14 protein-coding genes are annotated in these 14,931 nt (G+C 61.9%); 8 read left to right on the plus strand and 6 right to left on the minus strand.

Features of this window, described 5'->3' with window-relative positions; genetic code table 11:
- Positions 1 to 48: 48 nt before the first annotated feature.
- The 5 genes from ACN9MW_RS05420 to ACN9MW_RS05440 all read left to right on the plus strand — a co-directional run bounded on the left by ACN9MW_RS05420 (position 49) and on the right by ACN9MW_RS05440 (position 3,530).
- Positions 49 to 972: a histone methylation protein DOT1-like protein gene (locus tag ACN9MW_RS05420; protein WP_426168347.1), complete on the plus strand. Its 924-nt coding sequence runs from the start codon at positions 49 to 51 to the stop codon at positions 970 to 972.
- A gap of 1 nt (position 973) precedes the next feature.
- Positions 974 to 1,810 carry a GNAT family N-acetyltransferase gene (locus ACN9MW_RS05425; protein ID WP_426168349.1) on the plus strand — a complete coding sequence of 279 codons (837 nt, stop codon included), beginning with the start codon at positions 974 to 976 and terminating at the stop codon, positions 1,808 to 1,810.
- A 45-nt stretch (positions 1,811 to 1,855) separates the two neighbouring features.
- Positions 1,856 to 2,587 carry a MerR family transcriptional regulator gene (locus tag ACN9MW_RS05430; RefSeq protein ID WP_426168352.1) on the plus strand — a complete coding sequence of 244 codons (732 nt, stop codon included), beginning with the start codon at positions 1,856 to 1,858 and terminating at the stop codon, positions 2,585 to 2,587.
- A gap of 89 nt (positions 2,588 to 2,676) precedes the next feature.
- Positions 2,677 to 2,856: a hypothetical protein gene (locus tag ACN9MW_RS05435; RefSeq protein ID WP_426168355.1), complete on the plus strand. Its 180-nt coding sequence runs from the start codon at positions 2,677 to 2,679 to the stop codon at positions 2,854 to 2,856.
- Positions 2,857 to 2,918: 62 nt separating this feature from the next.
- Positions 2,919 to 3,530 carry a DUF1579 domain-containing protein gene (locus ACN9MW_RS05440; RefSeq protein ID WP_426168357.1) on the plus strand — a complete coding sequence of 204 codons (612 nt, stop codon included), beginning with the start codon at positions 2,919 to 2,921 and terminating at the stop codon, positions 3,528 to 3,530.
- A gap of 33 nt (positions 3,531 to 3,563) precedes the next feature.
- On the opposite strand, the gene ACN9MW_RS05445 is transcribed toward ACN9MW_RS05440, so the two are convergent.
- The 3 genes from ACN9MW_RS05445 to ACN9MW_RS05455 form a co-directional block, all read right to left on the minus strand.
- The gene (locus ACN9MW_RS05445) at positions 3,564 to 3,932 is read right to left on the minus strand and encodes a VOC family protein (protein WP_426168360.1); all 369 of its coding nucleotides are present in this window, start codon (positions 3,930 to 3,932) and stop codon (positions 3,564 to 3,566) included.
- Between the two features lie 207 nt (positions 3,933 to 4,139).
- Positions 4,140 to 5,747 (minus strand): methyl-accepting chemotaxis protein, encoded by a 1,608-nt coding sequence (locus ACN9MW_RS05450; protein ID WP_426168362.1) that lies wholly within the window; start codon positions 5,745 to 5,747, stop codon positions 4,140 to 4,142.
- A gap of 104 nt (positions 5,748 to 5,851) precedes the next feature.
- Positions 5,852 to 7,504, minus strand: coding sequence for a M28 family metallopeptidase (locus ACN9MW_RS05455; protein ID WP_426168364.1), 1,653 nt, complete (start codon positions 7,502 to 7,504; stop codon positions 5,852 to 5,854).
- Between the two features lie 178 nt (positions 7,505 to 7,682).
- On the opposite strand from ACN9MW_RS05455, the gene ACN9MW_RS05460 reads away from it, so the two are divergent.
- Together ACN9MW_RS05460 and ACN9MW_RS05465 are read left to right on the plus strand one after the other, a co-directional pair.
- Complete coding sequence (locus ACN9MW_RS05460; RefSeq protein WP_426168366.1) at positions 7,683 to 9,707, plus strand: M13 family metallopeptidase; 2,025 nt, start codon at positions 7,683 to 7,685, stop codon at positions 9,705 to 9,707.
- Between the two features lie 105 nt (positions 9,708 to 9,812).
- Positions 9,813 to 11,738, plus strand: a complete 1,926-nt coding sequence (locus tag ACN9MW_RS05465) for a PQQ-binding-like beta-propeller repeat protein (RefSeq protein ID WP_426168368.1) — start codon at positions 9,813 to 9,815, stop codon at positions 11,736 to 11,738.
- On the opposite strand, the gene yegQ is transcribed toward ACN9MW_RS05465, so the two are convergent.
- Entirely contained in the window at positions 11,739 to 13,034 is a 1,296-nt protein-coding gene (yegQ, locus tag ACN9MW_RS05470) for a tRNA 5-hydroxyuridine modification protein YegQ (protein WP_426168370.1), read from the minus strand.
- Positions 13,035 to 13,105: 71 nt separating this feature from the next.
- On the opposite strand from yegQ, the gene ACN9MW_RS05475 reads away from it, so the two are divergent.
- Positions 13,106 to 13,621 carry a YgjV family protein gene (locus ACN9MW_RS05475; protein WP_426168371.1) on the plus strand — a complete coding sequence of 172 codons (516 nt, stop codon included), beginning with the start codon at positions 13,106 to 13,108 and terminating at the stop codon, positions 13,619 to 13,621.
- Here the strand turns inward: ACN9MW_RS05475 and ACN9MW_RS05480 are convergent.
- Both ACN9MW_RS05480 and ACN9MW_RS05485 read right to left on the minus strand, forming a co-directional pair.
- Positions 13,595 to 14,365, minus strand: a complete 771-nt coding sequence (locus ACN9MW_RS05480) for a ParA family protein (protein ID WP_426168372.1) — start codon at positions 14,363 to 14,365, stop codon at positions 13,595 to 13,597. The genes ACN9MW_RS05475 and ACN9MW_RS05480 overlap by 27 nt on opposite strands.
- A 76-nt stretch (positions 14,366 to 14,441) precedes the next feature.
- Positions 14,442 to 14,918 carry a hypothetical protein gene (locus ACN9MW_RS05485; protein ID WP_426168374.1) on the minus strand — a complete coding sequence of 159 codons (477 nt, stop codon included), beginning with the start codon at positions 14,916 to 14,918 and terminating at the stop codon, positions 14,442 to 14,444.
- Positions 14,919 to 14,931: the final 13 nt, after the last annotated feature.

Below are 14,931 nucleotides of genomic sequence, written 5' to 3' on the forward strand. Positions count from 1 at the left end.
GGCGGTTTTTTTATTGTAAAGTGGATAATCAACGGTGAGGGGGAAACCATGCTTTCGATGCGGCGGGCAATCACAAGCGGCGCGCAGCACGTAAGGCCCGTTATTGACGACGCTGTGCTTGCCCGTTACGTCGAAAACGGCCTGGCGGTGCGCGAAGCGTTCCGCAAGAAGGAGCTGCGCGAAACCCTGATCGCGCGCCTGAAGCCGCATCGGCGCCTGATTGCAGGCTGCGTACCGGCAGGCATCCAGCAGCACGGCATGCTGCCGGAGCGAGCGCCTTCGCACGGGCTGGCCGAGATCTCCGACGCGGATCTGGCGCAATGGCTGGTCGACGATGGCCGCCTGATTTACGGCGAATTCACGCAGCAGGAACTCGACAACTATTTCGAAGCGGTGGCACCCTGGCTGCCCCTGCACGGCCATTTCATCGACCTTGGCAGCGGCCTTGGCAAGGTCGTCCTGAGTGCGGCGCTGGCCTTGCCCGGCATGCGCTGCACGGGCGTCGAGCTGCTTGGCTACCGCAATGACATGGCGCAGGTGCGGCTGGCGCAGATGCTGGCGGCAGGCGTGGCGGAAGATCCCGCGGCGGCGGCCAGGGTTGCGGCCCGCGTGCGGCTGCTGCACCAGGACATGTTTGAAGCCGATGTCTCGGACGCGAGCATGGTCTATATCTACAGCACCTGTTTCGCGCCAATGATGGACCGGCTCGCCGGCAAGCTGGCGCGGGAGTTGCCGGAAGGGGCCCTGGTAACGACGGTCACGTTTCCGATGCCGCACCCGGCCTTCGAACTGGTGAAGCAATTCGCGCCGCCCAGCGTGGCTTGGACGACGGTGTTCCTGTATCGACGGCGTAGCGCGCTGGAAGCGGCGACGCCGGCGGCGGCCAACTTCCTGTACGAACAGGATAGCGCTGCATGGGAATATGCAGTGCGGGCCGCGTTTGCGGCTTACGATGCGGAGGATGGAGCCTGATATGGATATTCGTGCGATGACCCTGCCCGAGCTGGAAATGGTGCTCGATTGGGCCGCATCTGAGGGATGGAATCCCGGACTGCAGGATGCAGGCAGCTTTTATGCCGCCGACCCGGACGGCTTCCTTCTCGGCAAGATCGATGGCGAGCCGGTGGCCAGCATCTTCGCGGTGCGCTACGGCGCCGGATTTGGTTTTATCGGCGGCTATATCGTGCGGCCGGAGTTTCGTGGCAAGGGCCATGGCATGGCGCTTTGGCGCGCCGGCATGGCGCGACTCGAAGGGCGCAACGTGGGACTGGACGGCGTGCCGGCCCAGCAGGCCAATTACGCGCGTTCCGGTTTCAGGCTGGCGCACCGCAATGTGCGCTATGAAGGCCGGGGCAGCGACGTTCCCGCTGCCGATCGCGTGCTGCCGCTGGGACCGCACGATATGCGCGATGTGCTGGCGTATGATCGCGTCTTCTTTCCCGCCGACCGTGAGCAATTCATGCGCTGCTGGTTGCAGCAGGAAGGCAGCGTGGCGTTCGGCGTGCGTGAAACTGGCGGCGCACTGCTTGGCTATGCCGTGCTGCGGCCGTGCCGCGCGGGCTTCAAGATCGGCCCGCTGTGCGCAGCGTCGCCGGAAGTGGCCGAGGAATTGATGCAGGCGCTGCGTGGCCGCGTGCCGGCCGGGGAACCGGTATTCCTCGACGTGCCCGAGCCGAATGCCGCAGCCGTGGCGCTGGCGGAGCGGCACGGCATGCATGCCTGCTTTGAAACGGCGCGCATGTACACTGGCGAAGACCCTGGCTTGCCGCTGGCGCAGCAGTACGGCATAACAACTTTCGAACTGGGATGAAAAAGTGCTTGACCATGACGTCGCGTCAACCTTGAGGATGGCTGCATGTTCACCGTAAAACAGCTCTCCGACATCACCGGCGCCACCGGCCGCACGCTGCGCTACTACGACAGCATCGGCCTGCTCAAGCCTTCGCGCATTGGCGACAACGGCTACCGCTATTACAACGAAGTAGACCTGCTGCGGCTGCAGCAAGTCCTGTTCTACCGGGAGATGGACGTGCCGCTGGCCGCCATCTGCGACATCATGTCGCAACCTGGCTTCGACGTCCTGGCGGCGCTGCAAAGCCACAAGCAGGCACTGGCTGCCCGGCTGCAGGAATTGCAAGGACTGATTTCCACGGTGGACAAGACCATCCTCCACCTGAAAGGAAAACACAGCATGAAACCAGTACAGCTCTTCGACGGCCTGCGTGACAAGCACGACAAGCACCAGTTGGAAGCGGAACAGAAATACGGCAAGGAAGTCGTGCAGGATTCGGCCCGCCAATGGCAGGGCTACGGCGACGGCAAGCAACAAGCCCTGATCGATGAAGGCAACGCCATCTACGCCGAGCTGGCGGTCGCCATGCCGCAAGGCGCCGGCAGCGGTGCAGTGCAGGCCCTGGTGGCGCGCTGGCACGAACACATGCGCCACTTCTGGCCCGCCGACCGCGCGCACCTGCCGAGCCTCGCCGCCACGTATCGCGACGACCCACGCTTCCGCGTCAACTTCGACAAGATCCACCCCGACCTCGCACCTTTCATGGTCGAAGCCGTGAGCATCTACGCCGCCTGAGCACAACGCTTGCCCAAGCGCAAAACGCGCCGCCTGGTGCGGCGCTACTCTCGCTTTTGTGCGACGCTACCGGCTGCGGGGATTCGGTGATGAAAGATCAGCTCTTGCTTTTGATATCAGCCATTGCCTGCGCGTTTGGCGCGTGGGCATTTTGGCACTACCTGGATGCAGACGCGGTAGTCGCGTTGATGACGCTTGCATTGGTGTCGTCTGTGGCGGATAACCTGCGTTTGCGACGCAAGTTGCGCGAAACGGAGCGGCGCGGTTGACAGGGCGGCGCGGCGGCGCGGAGAATGGCCCTTCCACAACCCTGCTGGATAAGGAGGAAGTCATGAAGCTCCGTCGTGTCGCGCAGTACCTGGTTGTTGTTGCAGGATTCACCCTGGCCGGCGCCGCCCTCAGCGCTGCACCGGAAAAGAAAAAGGCCGCTGCGCCGCTTGACGACAAGGCGGCAATGGAGGCGATGAATAAAGCCGCCATGCCTGGCGAAGCACACAAGAAGCTCGATGCATTGGCCGGCAAGTTCACGGTCAAGTCGAAAATGTGGATGGACCCATCCAAACCTCCGGAGGAAACTGAAGGCTCCACAGAACGCAAGTGGATCATGGGTAACCGCTACCTGCAGGAAAACTACCAAGGCAAGTTCATGGGGCAGCCTTTCGACGGAATGGGCATCCAGGGCTATGACAACGTGACGAAGAAGTATTTCGGCAGCTGGATCGATTCCGGCAGCACCGGCATGACCCTGTCGCATGGCAGCATGAACGGCAATACCATCAAGTACAAGGGCATGATGTCCGACCCCATGAGCGGCAAGGAGGTGCCTTACACGATGAGCGTGGCCATCACCGACAACGACAACCACAAGCTGGAAATGTGGGGGCCGGGGCCGAACGGCAAGGACATGAAGTGGATGGAGATGAGCTATACCCGCGTCAAGTAAGGAAAGGCCCCGCGGGGGGCCGGCGCACCGGCGCTACGCCACGCGCAGTGGCGCGCGGTGCGCAACCTCGAGCAAGATTCCCCAATCAGTGCGGCAATAGAAACCGGGGCCGCCGCGCATCTCCTGCAGCGGTGACAGCCCGTTCACGCCCGCGGTCTCCAGCTCCGCATGCTTGGCGCTGACGGCGGCTGCATCGCCGACGAGGAAGCCGATGTGGAAAGTCTTGGGATAGCTGGGCTCATCATGGCGGGTCAGCACGAGTACCACGCCGCCGTCGCCGGCCAGCACGGCCATGCCATGGTTGCCTTTGGTTTGCAGCAAGGTAAAGCCGAAATGGCGGGACAGGAAAGCGGAAGCCGCAGCCACGTCGGGCACGGACAGGTCGAGATGATTCAATTGCATGTGAACTCCATGGTTGGTGGGCCCAACGGGAGTGCCAGCGAAGATCGATCGGCCACGCCCAGACGAGCCCGAGACGCACGTGCGCCGGGATCGTCGTGGGTTCTCATGCAAGACTGCACATGGAGCAGAGCTCTCCGGAGAGGAGAGGGACCGGGCTTACCTTGAACCGGTCCTGCCTTTTTCGACAGGCCGGATCATAGCACGATATCAGCTGCGGCCAAGGCGCGGCGTGCGCCGCCCGGGTACGGCGGACGGTTCGGCATCGACGCGGAACACGCCAACGGCCTGCAGCAGTGCTGCCGATTGCTGCTGCATGCTGGCTGCCGCGGCGGCAGCCTGTTCGACCAGTGCGGCGTTCTGCTGCGTAACTGCATCCATTTGCGAAATCGCTTCGTTGACCTGGGCGATGCCCGCGCTCTGTTCGTTGGAAGCGGTGCTGATCTCGTTGATGACCTGGCGCACACGGTGCACGCTTTCCACCACTTCCTGCATGGTGCTGCCGGCCTGCGCCACCAGGGAATTGCCGACGCCGACCGTTTCAACAGAGGCGCCGATCAGGTCCTTGATCTCCTTGGCCGCCGCTGCACTGCGCTGCGCCAGGTTGCGCACTTCCGAGGCCACGACCGCGAAGCCGCGGCCCTGTTCACCGGCACGCGCCGCTTCCACCGCCGCATTCAGCGCCAGGATATTGGTCTGGAACGCAATGCCATCGATCACGCTGATGATGTCGACGATCTTGCGCGAAGAGCTGTCGATCGAGGCCATGGTCTCGACCACTTGCGACACCACGGCGCCGCCTTTCTGCGCCACTTCCGAGGCATTGGCCGCCAGCTCGTTGGCGGTACGCGCATTGTCCGCATTCTGGCGCACGGTGGACGTCAGTTCCTCCATCGACGCCGCGGTTTCTTCCAGCGAGCTGGCCTGGCTTTCGGTGCGGGCCGAGAGGTCGCTGTTGCCGGCGGCGATCTCGCTTGACGCGGTGGCGATGGTATCGGTTGCGTTGCGCACCGAGCTGACGATGCGCGCCAGGTCGTCGCGCATGCCCTTCAGCGCATTGACCATGCTGCTGTTGTCATCGCGCTTGACGTCGATCGGCACGGTCAGGTCGCCGCCGGCGATGCTGCGGGCGATCGAGGAAGCGTAATCGGGTTCGCCGCCCAGCTGGCGCAGCATGCCGCGTGCGATGAACACGCCGATGCCGAGCAGCACGGCAGCCAGTACCACGGCGCCCGCGGCGAAGGTGACGGCGCGTCCGCGCACGGTGGCGTCGACGGTGTCGACGTACACGCCGGAGCCGAGGATCCAGCCCCAGGGCTCGAAGCCCTTGACGTAGGATACCTTCTGCACCGGCTTGTCGCTGCCTGGCTTCGGCCACATGTAATCGACCGGTCCGGCGCCTGCCTTCTTGACCATGTTGACGAATTCGACAAACAGGAATTTGCCGGTCGGGTCCTTGTTGCTGCTGAGGTCTTTGTTGTCGAGCTCAGGTTTGATCGGGTGCATGATCATCTTTGGCTGCATGTCGTTCAGCCAGAAGTATTCGTTGTTGCTGTATCGCAACACCTTGATCGCGTCCATTGCCTTCTTCTGCGCTTCCGCGCGCGGCAGGGCGCCGCTGGCTTCCTGCTTCTGGTAATAGTCGAGCACGCCGTAGGCCGTTTCGACAGCCTGTCGCACATTGCTGGTTCTTTCCTCCAGGATGAGGGTGCGCTCGGAAATGAGGAAGATGGCGGTAAGGATGATGATGCCGAGGATGGCGCCGGCATTCAGCACTGCGAGTTTCTTGGCAATGCTCATCGACTGCGTGAAGTTCATGGTTTGTCTCCAGCTAAAACGATCCTTTTTGTGAAGCCAGCATGGCACGCCTCGCAGAAAAAGAAAAGGCCCTCCGTGGAGAGCCTTGACTTGAGTTTGCCTTTTTATTTAGATCGTTTTGCTGCGCTTTGGTCGCGTACCGTGCGGAATTCGGAGTCGCTCGACCAGTTCGGCCAGTCCTTCGATTCGGCCAGGTCGCGGCCAAGGCCGTACAGGACACCCAGGTCGCGCGCCATGCCGGTGAAGGGCCACTTGGCATCCCACTCGTCCGAAGGCTGGTGGTAGTTGTTGTTGGTGTAAGCTTCCTGCGCTGCCTTGCCGGCAGCGACGCCGCCTTGTTCCCAATCCTCGCCGGAATCGAGCGAGAACGCAGGCACGCCGCGCTTGGCCATCGGGAAGTGGTCGGAGCGGAAGAAGTAGCCGGCTTCAGTGTGCGGGTCAGGCGTGTAGCTCACGTTGATCGCCTTGAACCTGCTGACCAGCATATCCAGCAAGTCCAGCTTGGCGCTGCCGGAAATCGTGAAGTTGCGCGCCGGGCCGTACGGGCTCAGTGCATCCATATTGATCATGCCGACGGTGGTGGCCAGCGGATAGACCGGATTGGCTGCATAGTACTCGGAGCCGAGCAAGCCTTTTTCTTCAGCCGTCACCGCCAGGAACACCACGCTGCGCTTGGGCGCCGGTGCCTTGCCGTAGGCGCGCCCCAGTTCCAGCAGGGCGGCGATGCCGGTGCCGTTGTCGATGGCGCCGTTGTAGATCTTGTCGCCCTTGGCGTCAGGCAGGCCAACGCCGAGGTGGTCCCAGTGGCCGCTGTAGATCACGGTTTCGTCTGGCGCCGTCGTGCCTTCGCGCACTGCAATCACGTTTTTCGACTTGATCACTTGCGCGTCGACCGCGTAGTGGGCCGACAGGCTAACGCCTTTCAGCTCCACCGGCTTGAACTCGCGCGTTTGCGCCTGCTTCTTGAGCGCGTCGAAATCAAGGCCGGCGCGCTTGAACAGGTCGGCCGCCACGTCGCGCTGGATCCATGCTTCCATCGGCGCGTGCGATTTGCCTGGTTCCTTGCGCACGATGTCGTACATCACGTTGGTATTGGAGTTCTTCACCGTCGCCCAGCCGTAGGAGGCCGGTGCGGTTTCGTGCACAATCAGCGTGCCAATGGCGCCCTGGCGTGCCATCTCCTCGTACTTGTAGGTCCAGCGGCCGTAGTAGGTCATGGCCTTGCCGCCGAAATCGCCTTCGCCGGTTTCGAAGTCCGGGTCGTTGATCAGCACCACCGCCAGCTTGCCCTTCAGGTTGACGCCTTTGAAGTCGCTCCACTTGCGCTCAGGCGCGGTCACGCCGTAGCCGACGAAGACCAGCGGCGCCTTGTCGAAGTCGACCCGCTTGGCGCCATTCATCGCGGCGCGCACCGCCAGCTGTTCGCCTTGCGCGAACGGGATGCTGTCCTTGCCGGCGTGCGCGTTCAGTACTACCGGACCCTTGATCTCGAAGCGCCCCAGCGGCACTTCCTGGTACCAGCTGCGCTTGCCCTTCACCAGGTCGCCGCCTGGCTTCAGTCCGGCTGCTTCGAATTGCTTGGCGATGTATTCGACGGTCTTTACTTCGCCGGCGGTGTTGGGGCCGCGGCCTTCGAATTCATCGGATGCCAAAGTTTTAACGTCCTGCGACAAGCGCTGCGGATCGATCTTCGGCACGTCCTGCGCTTGCGCTGCGGCTGCAGCCAGCAGCACGGTGGCCAGCATGGAATGTTTCACTGGTTACCTCCTGGTTGGGGTGAATGGATCTAAAACCCGGCAAGTATCGGTCTTGCAGGGCTGCAGGTCAATTGCCTGGCCCGTATGTAACTTAGTGTTGCTCGCTGGGCTGCGGCGACCACGCGCAGAGCTGGCTGCGGCATACTGCCGTAAGCATTTTTTTCACCGGAGTCATCACATGAAACGCACAATTCTCGGCGGCCTGATTTTTGGCCTGGCATGTTCGCACGCCTTTGCGGCGGACCCGGGTTCAGGCATCGACGCTGCAGGCATCGACCAGCAGGTTCGCGCGCAGGACGATTTTTTCCGCTATTCGCAGGGCAAGTGGCTGAGCGGCGTCGAGATCCCGGCCGATCGTTCGAGCTGGGGAGGGTTCAATGTGGCGCAAGAAAACGTGGAAGGCCAAGTGAAATCCATCATTGAAAGCGCGGAACGCGACAAGTCGCGCAAGGCAGGTTCCGATGCGCAGAAGATCGGCGATTACTACGCCAGCTTCATGGATGAAGCGCGCCGCAACGCCCTGGGCCTGAAGCCGCTGAAGGCGGAGCAGGCGCGCATTGCCGCCCTGTCCGGCAAGCAGGGCATTGCTGCCCTGGTGGCGCACCTGAACCGCATCGACGCCGGCGGCCCGCTCGACATGAGCGTGCGCCAGGATGCCAGGGACTCGACGCGCTATGTGGTGGGTATCCGCCAGGCCGGCCTGGGCTTGCCCAACCGCGACTACTTCCTGTCGGGTAAGGATGCGCGCCTGAGCGAGATCCGCGCAAGGTACCAGCTGCACGTCGAGAAAATGCTGGCGCTGGCCGGCCATGCGCAAGCGGCGCAGGAAGCGGTGCAGATCGTGGCGCTGGAAACCGGGATCGCCCGTGCCCACTGGACCGCCGTGGACAACCGCGATCCGGTGAAGACCTACAACAAGCTGTCGCTGGCAGAATTGAAAGCGCTGATGCCGGGCTTCGACTGGGACGCCTACCTGAAGGGCGTTGGCGTGGCAGGCAAGATCGATTCCGTGATCGTCAGCCAGCCAAGCTACCTGTCCGCGCTGGACAAGCTGATCGAAGCAACGCCGCTGCCGGTGTGGAAGGCCTACTTCGAGTTCCACATGATCAGCTCTTTCGCGCCGTACCTGTCGCAGCCTTTGGTCGACGAGGACTTCGCTTTCCGCGGCGCGGTGCTGGCTGGCACCAGGGAAAACCGCCCGCTGCAAAAACGCGCGATCGCGGAGGTAAATCGCGCGCTGGGCGAAATGGTGGGCAAGGCGTACGTGAAGGAGTACTTCCCCGCTGAACGCAAGCAGCAGGTGGCCGAGATGGCGCAGAACTTCATTGCCGCCTTCCGCGAAGGCATCGACACGCTGGAGTGGATGAGCCCTGAAACCAAGTTGCAGGCGCAGGCCAAGCTGGCCAGGATCAACGTCAAGATTGGCTATCCGGACAAATGGCGCGATTACTCCAGCCTGAAAGTGGCGCGCGACGACCTGGCGGGCAACGTGCTGCGCTCGCGCGAATTCGCGCACAACTTCAGCATCGACAAACTGGGCAAGCCGGTGGACCGCTCGGCATGGAGCATGACCCCGCAAACCGTCAACGCCTATTACAGCCCGTCGCTGAACGAAGTGGTCTTCCCGGCGGCGCGCCTGCAGTATCCGCTGTACGACGCCAATGCGGAGCCGGCGGTCAATTACGGAGCAGTCGGCATCTCCATCGGTCACGAAATCAGCCACGCCTTCGACGACAAGGGTTCGCAGTACGACGGCGATGGCAACCTGCGCAACTGGTGGACCAAGGAAGACGGCGAAAAGTTCGCCGCGCGCGGCAAGATGCTGGTGGCGCAGTACAACGGCTACAGTCCGGTGCCGGGCTATCACGTAAACGGCGAGCTGACCTTGGGCGAGAACATTGCCGACAACGCAGGCCTGATCATGGCCACGCGCGCCTACAGGATCTCCATGAAAGGCCAGCCTGGCCCGGTGATCGACGGCTACACGGCCGAACAGCGCATCTTCATGGGCATGGCGCAGGCACGCCGCGGCAAGGGCCGCGAAGCGTTCCTGATCCAGCAGGTGAAATCCGACCCGCACTCGCCATCCGAATTCCGCGTGAATGGCAGCCTGAAAAACCACCCGGGCTTCTACGATGCCTTCGGCGTGAAGGAAGGCGACAAGATGTACCTGCCTCCCGAACAGCGCGTGATCTTCTGGTGATTTATTTGCGTCCGGGTGTTGTATTTTGGTTGGAAAGAAAGAAACTGTGAGAATTTGAAAATGTTTATTGCCATACCATAAGCCCTTTTTCCTGAGGGTTTTGTTATGCATCCAATCATTCGGGCTACCGCGCCCCTGCTGATGGCGCTGGCCTTGGCCGCTTGTGGCGGCGGTGGCGGTAGCCCGGGCGCAAGCTCGAGCGGTAACTCAAGCGGTAGCTCCGGCGGAACTGCCACGAACCCGGACGGCAGTTGGCTCTCCTTCACGCCAAATCCGGTCCAGGTATCGGGCTACGAAGGAGAGTCGATTCCGTTCAAGATCACTGCGACTTCCAGCCGCACGTTTACCAAACCGTTCAACGTCGCCATCGTCGACACATCGGGCACGATTACTACCGACGTACAGATCTCGGCCCTGAACGAGATGACCTATCAAGCTAGCCTGAGCACCTCGCCCAAGCTTCCCGCTGGTCTCACACAGGTCAATCTTGAAGTCCGCTTGTGCGAAGATGCGCCGCTGACCTGCAGCAAGCCGCTGCCTGGATCGCCATGGAAAGTACCGCTGAAAGTCAACGTGAAGTCGACGACGGAGGCGGCTAAGCGTCTTGCACTGTCGGCGCAATCACTGCAGGCAGTAACTTATGCTGGCGAACAGGTTCAACTGAACCTGGATGGCACGTTCACGGGAGACCTGCTGGGTACGCAATTCCTGGTTGGCGTGTACGAGAAGGGTGGCTTGAGTAATGTCAGCTATACGCAAAGCGCGCAAGGCTTCAATGCAACGCTGAAATCAGCTGCCACCTTGCAGCCGGGTGAATACAACAGCAATGTGGAAGTTCGCTTGTGCCGCGACGATCCGGCAACCTGCCGCCTGCCGATACCTGGTTCTCCCTGGATAATCCCTCTGAAATTGACGGTCAAGAATGCAAGCAACCTGACCACGCTTTTGCGTGTGCCGGGTGTTGGCGCCTGGTCCAGCTTCCAGGGCAACGCTTCGCACAGCGGATTCATTGACGCAACGTTTGACGCGACTAAGTTCTCGCGGCGTTTCAGCTTACCGGCCAGCGCTGTGACTGAATCCACGAACAGTGTCGCCACCGATAATGGCAAGGTGTTCATGACTCTTGGCAAGAGCTTCGACAGCGAATTTGAACTGCTTGCCATCAGCGAAGCCGACGGAAGTATCTTGTGGCGCAGCAGCCTGGGCAAAGTCAACCGCGCAAACTCGCCGGCTGTCGGCAATGGGTATGTGTTCGTGGTCACTGTCGATGTGCAGAGCAACCTTTGGGTATTTGACCAGCAGAACGGCAACCTGGTCTCCAAAACCGCATTTGGCTCGAATACGGGTTCCCGCGCACCGACTGTCGCTGGCACCGACGTGTTTTCGATGGATGGTTATGACTATGACCGCAGCATGACAGCATTCTCATCCTCGCTCTTGAGCAAGCGCTGGTCCTCCCCCATGCAAAGCGTGATGCGTTCGAGCCCTACGCCGGCTGTAGACCTTGAAAACGTTTATGTATTCCTGGACGGGAAACTTCGCGTGCTCGATACCAGTAATGGCAATCTGAAGTGGGCGGTATCCGGTCCCGACGCCAATACCTTGGGCGGGCAGAGTGTTACGTTGTCCGGCAACCTGGCCTTAACCTACGGTTCGGTTATCAGCGCTTATGACCTTACCTTGCGCACAGTTGCCTGGTCGGTGGCGAACAGCAATGTCGTCGATATGGCTGTGGGCAATGGCATGGTGTATTCCGTGGCTGGCATGAGCACTGTGCTGGAAGCACGCTCACTGTCCGACGGCAAGCTGCAGTGGACTTCAGAAAGCCTGGGGCAGGACAACTTCCGGAGCGTGGTCGTAGTGCGCAACCTGGCTTTCGTCAGCGGCAGGGTGAGGACGGTAGCGGTTGACCTCGCGACCCATAAAGTAGTGTGGAGCTACCCGCGCGGTGGCAATCTTTCGATCTCCAGCAACGGCGTGCTTTACATTATGGAAGACAACCGCTCTGTATCGGCGATCAACCTGCAGTAATCAAAGATAGCGCGACAGCAGTGCGCCATCCAGCCCTACTTCGAGCTGGATGCGCACGATGTGGCCGCTGCCGGGCGCGATCGTGATCTCGCTGCCATCGTCCGCCAGCATGCGGGCGATGGTGATATCGCGGTTGCCGCGCGGGTGCATGACTTCAATGCGGTCGCCCACCGCGAAATGGTTCTTCACATCGACGCGCGCCCAGCCGCCGTCGATTCCCAGCACATCCCCCACATATTGGCTGCGGTCGGTCTCCGAAGCGCCGCGCATGTAGTTCTGGTGCTCCTGCGTGTGGTGGCGCTGGTAGAAGCCATCCGTGTAGCCGCGATTGGCGAGGCCCTGCAGCTGGCCGAGCAGGCTTTCGTCGAACGGGCGTCCGGCCACCGCGTCGTCAATGGCCTGGCGGTATACCTGCGCCGTGCGCGCTGCGTAATAGGCCGACTTGGTGCGGCCTTCCACCTTGAGCGAGGTGACGCCGATCTTCACCAGGCGCTCGACGTGCTCCACCGCGCGCAGGTCTTTCGAGTTCATGATGTAGGTGCCGTGTTCATCTTCAAAGATCGGCATCAGCTGGCCGGGACGCCCGGCTTCTTCCAGCAGGTAGGTCTGGTTGGCCAGCGGGTGGCGCGGCTGCTGGTGCAGCACCGAGATGTCGCCGGTCGCGTCCTGGCAGCCTTCGCCCACCTTGTAGTCCCAGCGGCAGGCATTGGTGCAGGTGCCCTGGTTGGCATCGCGGTGGTTGAAGTAGCCTGACAGCAGGCAGCGGCCGGAGTAGGCCATGCACAGCGCGCCATGCACGAAGACTTCCAGTTCCATGTCCGGGCAGCGCTGGCGGATCTCCTCGATCTCGTCGAGCGACAGCTCGCGCGACAGGATCACGCGCGTCAGCCCCATGCGTTGCCAGAACTTGACGTCGGCCCAGTTGACGGCATTGGCCTGCACCGACAGGTGGACCGGCATGTCCGGCCATTCTTCGCGCACCATCATGATCAGGCCAGGGTCGGCCATGATCAATGCGTCGGGTTTCATGGCGATGACGGGCGCCATATCGCGCAGGTAGGTCTTGAGCTTGGCGTTGTGGGCGAAGATATTGCTGGCGACGAAGAACTGCTTGCCGCGCGCATGGGCGCCGTCGATGCCTTCCTGCAGCGCCGGCAGGGTGGAGAAGTCGTTGTTCCGCACGCGCAGGCTGTAGCGCGGCTGGCCCGCATACACTGCGTCGGCGCCGTAGTCGAATGCGGCATTCATTTTCGCCAGGGAGCCGGCGGGCAGGAGGAGTTCGGGGGCGGTCAGCATGGCAGGCAAAATCCGCCAGCGTAGCCAGGCCGTCGCTGCCCGGCCATGATCTGGATCAAGTCTCGCGTATCATGTCGGCCATGATGATCGATTGGTTCTCGCCTGCGCAGTGCGCCGGCTATGTCGCGTTTGTGCTGGGCGTGGGCTGTTTCCTGCAGTCGGACGATCGCCGGTTCAAGCTGTTCATGGCGGGCGAATGCCTGGCCTACATCGTGCATTTTGCCTTGCTGGGCAATCCCACTGCGGTGGCCAGCACCTCGGTTTCCCTGTTGCGCTCCTTGCTGGCGCTGCGCACCCGCTCGCTGTGGGTGGTGGCGCTGGTGATTGCGCTGAACGTTGGCCTTGGCCTCGCCTTTGCGCGGCAGCCGGGAGATTGGCTACCGCTGGCGGCATCTTGCCTGGGGACGCTGGCCCTGTTCCTGTTGCAGGGCATTCCAATGCGGCTGGTGATGCTGTGCGGGACCTGCCTCTGGATCGTCAATAACATCAGCGCCGGCTCCATCGGCGGCACGGCGCTGGAAGTGATCGTCGCCGGCGTGAATATCGCGACGATCGTGCGCTTACGCCGCGTGCAGCTCGCCGTATAGGGCGAGGAACTCCTGGCTCAGCTTGTGGCTGCGATCGAGGTGGATCATCGGCAGGTTGCGCTCATGGGATTCGCGGATGCGGATCGAGCTTGAGAGCTTGTTTTCGAACACCGGCAAGCCTTCTTCCTTGAGCTGGTCGACCATGCGCTGCGGCAGCAGGGCGCGCGGCTGGAACTGGTTGACCACGATGCCTTCGATCTGCAGCGCGGGATTGTGGTCGGCCTTGATCTCTTTGACGTTGTCGACCAGGGTGTAGAGGGCCTGGCGCGAGAAGTCGTCGCAGTCGAACGGGATCAGGCAGCTGTCGGCCGCGATCAGGGCCGACTGGGTGAAGAAGTTGTAGGCCGGGGGCGTGTCGACGTAGATCTCGTCGTATTCCTTTTCCAGCTCGTTGAGCGTGTCGCGCAGCTTGTAGATCTTGTGGCGCGATTCCAGCTTCGATTGCAGGTCGCCCAGTTCGGGATGGGCCAGCATGATGGACAGGTTGGCGAACGGCGTGGCATGCACGTACTCGCCGGCCGGCCTGGCGAACATGCTGAAACTGAGCATTTGCTCGAAGTAGGCGCCGAGGGTAGGCGCCAGGCCTTGGGTTGCCGCGCCGAGCAGGTAGCGGCTGCTATTGCATTGCGGGTCGATATCGATCAACAGCGTGCGTTTGCCATGGTGCGCCGCGATGGCCGCCAGGTTTACCGCAATGGTCGATTTACCGACGCCGCCCTTCTGGTTGAAGATTACGCGTTTCATTTGCTGGCCCCCGCTGTGGCTAAGATTGCAACGATTTTAGCATGATGCGGCGCAGCAAAAGCAAGCGCTTACGTGTTTATGCCTTCATGCAGGAATTTGAATCCATGAGGCCGCGCAGGTAGCCGCGGCGGACCTTGCCTGCCAGGATCGCGCTTTGCGCTTTCCTCGATTGGCGCTCCGCGCCGCTCAGCTTGCGCAGCCAGCCGCGGAAGGGAATCGCGCCTTCCACCGTGCGCGCCAGGGCCCCGGTGGCCGCGTCACCGATGGCTTCCTTGGAGGCGTCCAAATGGCTCTGCTTTTCTTCGGGAACGTCGAAGTCCGGGCCCAGCTCTTCGTCGAGGTCCGCAACTTGCGCCAGCAGGGCCGGGCAGCTCTTGTCGGAAGGCGCCTTGTACGGGTTGCCCATGGCGTCGCGCAGGACGTCAGGGATTTCGACCTTGGCGATATTCAGGTCGCGCAGCGGAGTGGTCGAAATTTCCTGGATGCGGTTTTGATCCTTGGTAGCGCATGCGCTCAGGGCCAGCGCGGCAATGGCCAGTATCAGTCGTTGCATAGCTCTTACGGTT

Source organism: Pseudoduganella sp. R-34, from assembly GCF_049904655.1.
GTDB lineage: Bacteria > Pseudomonadota > Gammaproteobacteria > Burkholderiales > Burkholderiaceae_D > Rugamonas.

Bases quoted from the DNA above. Each gene is read 5' to 3' on its own strand.
- ACN9MW_RS05420 (WP_426168347.1), top strand. From the start codon at position 49: ATGCTTTCGATGCGGCGGGCAATCACAAGCGGCGCGCAGCACGTAAGG.
- ACN9MW_RS05425 (WP_426168349.1), top strand. From the start codon at position 974: ATGGATATTCGTGCGATGACCCTGCCCGAGCTGGAAATGGTGCTCGAT.
- ACN9MW_RS05430 (WP_426168352.1), top strand. From the start codon at position 1,856: ATGTTCACCGTAAAACAGCTCTCCGACATCACCGGCGCCACCGGCCGC.
- ACN9MW_RS05435 (WP_426168355.1), top strand. From the start codon at position 2,677: ATGAAAGATCAGCTCTTGCTTTTGATATCAGCCATTGCCTGCGCGTTT.
- ACN9MW_RS05440 (WP_426168357.1), top strand. From the start codon at position 2,919: ATGAAGCTCCGTCGTGTCGCGCAGTACCTGGTTGTTGTTGCAGGATTC.
- ACN9MW_RS05445 (WP_426168360.1), bottom strand. From the start codon at position 3,932: ATGCAATTGAATCATCTCGACCTGTCCGTGCCCGACGTGGCTGCGGCT.
- ACN9MW_RS05450 (WP_426168362.1), bottom strand. From the start codon at position 5,747: ATGAACTTCACGCAGTCGATGAGCATTGCCAAGAAACTCGCAGTGCTG.
- ACN9MW_RS05460 (WP_426168366.1), top strand. From the start codon at position 7,683: ATGAAACGCACAATTCTCGGCGGCCTGATTTTTGGCCTGGCATGTTCG.
- ACN9MW_RS05465 (WP_426168368.1), top strand. From the start codon at position 9,813: ATGCATCCAATCATTCGGGCTACCGCGCCCCTGCTGATGGCGCTGGCC.
- yegQ (WP_426168370.1), bottom strand. From the start codon at position 13,034: ATGCTGACCGCCCCCGAACTCCTCCTGCCCGCCGGCTCCCTGGCGAAA.
- ACN9MW_RS05475 (WP_426168371.1), top strand. From the start codon at position 13,106: ATGTCGGCCATGATGATCGATTGGTTCTCGCCTGCGCAGTGCGCCGGC.
- ACN9MW_RS05480 (WP_426168372.1), bottom strand. From the start codon at position 14,365: ATGAAACGCGTAATCTTCAACCAGAAGGGCGGCGTCGGTAAATCGACC.
- ACN9MW_RS05485 (WP_426168374.1), bottom strand. From the start codon at position 14,918: ATGCAACGACTGATACTGGCCATTGCCGCGCTGGCCCTGAGCGCATGC.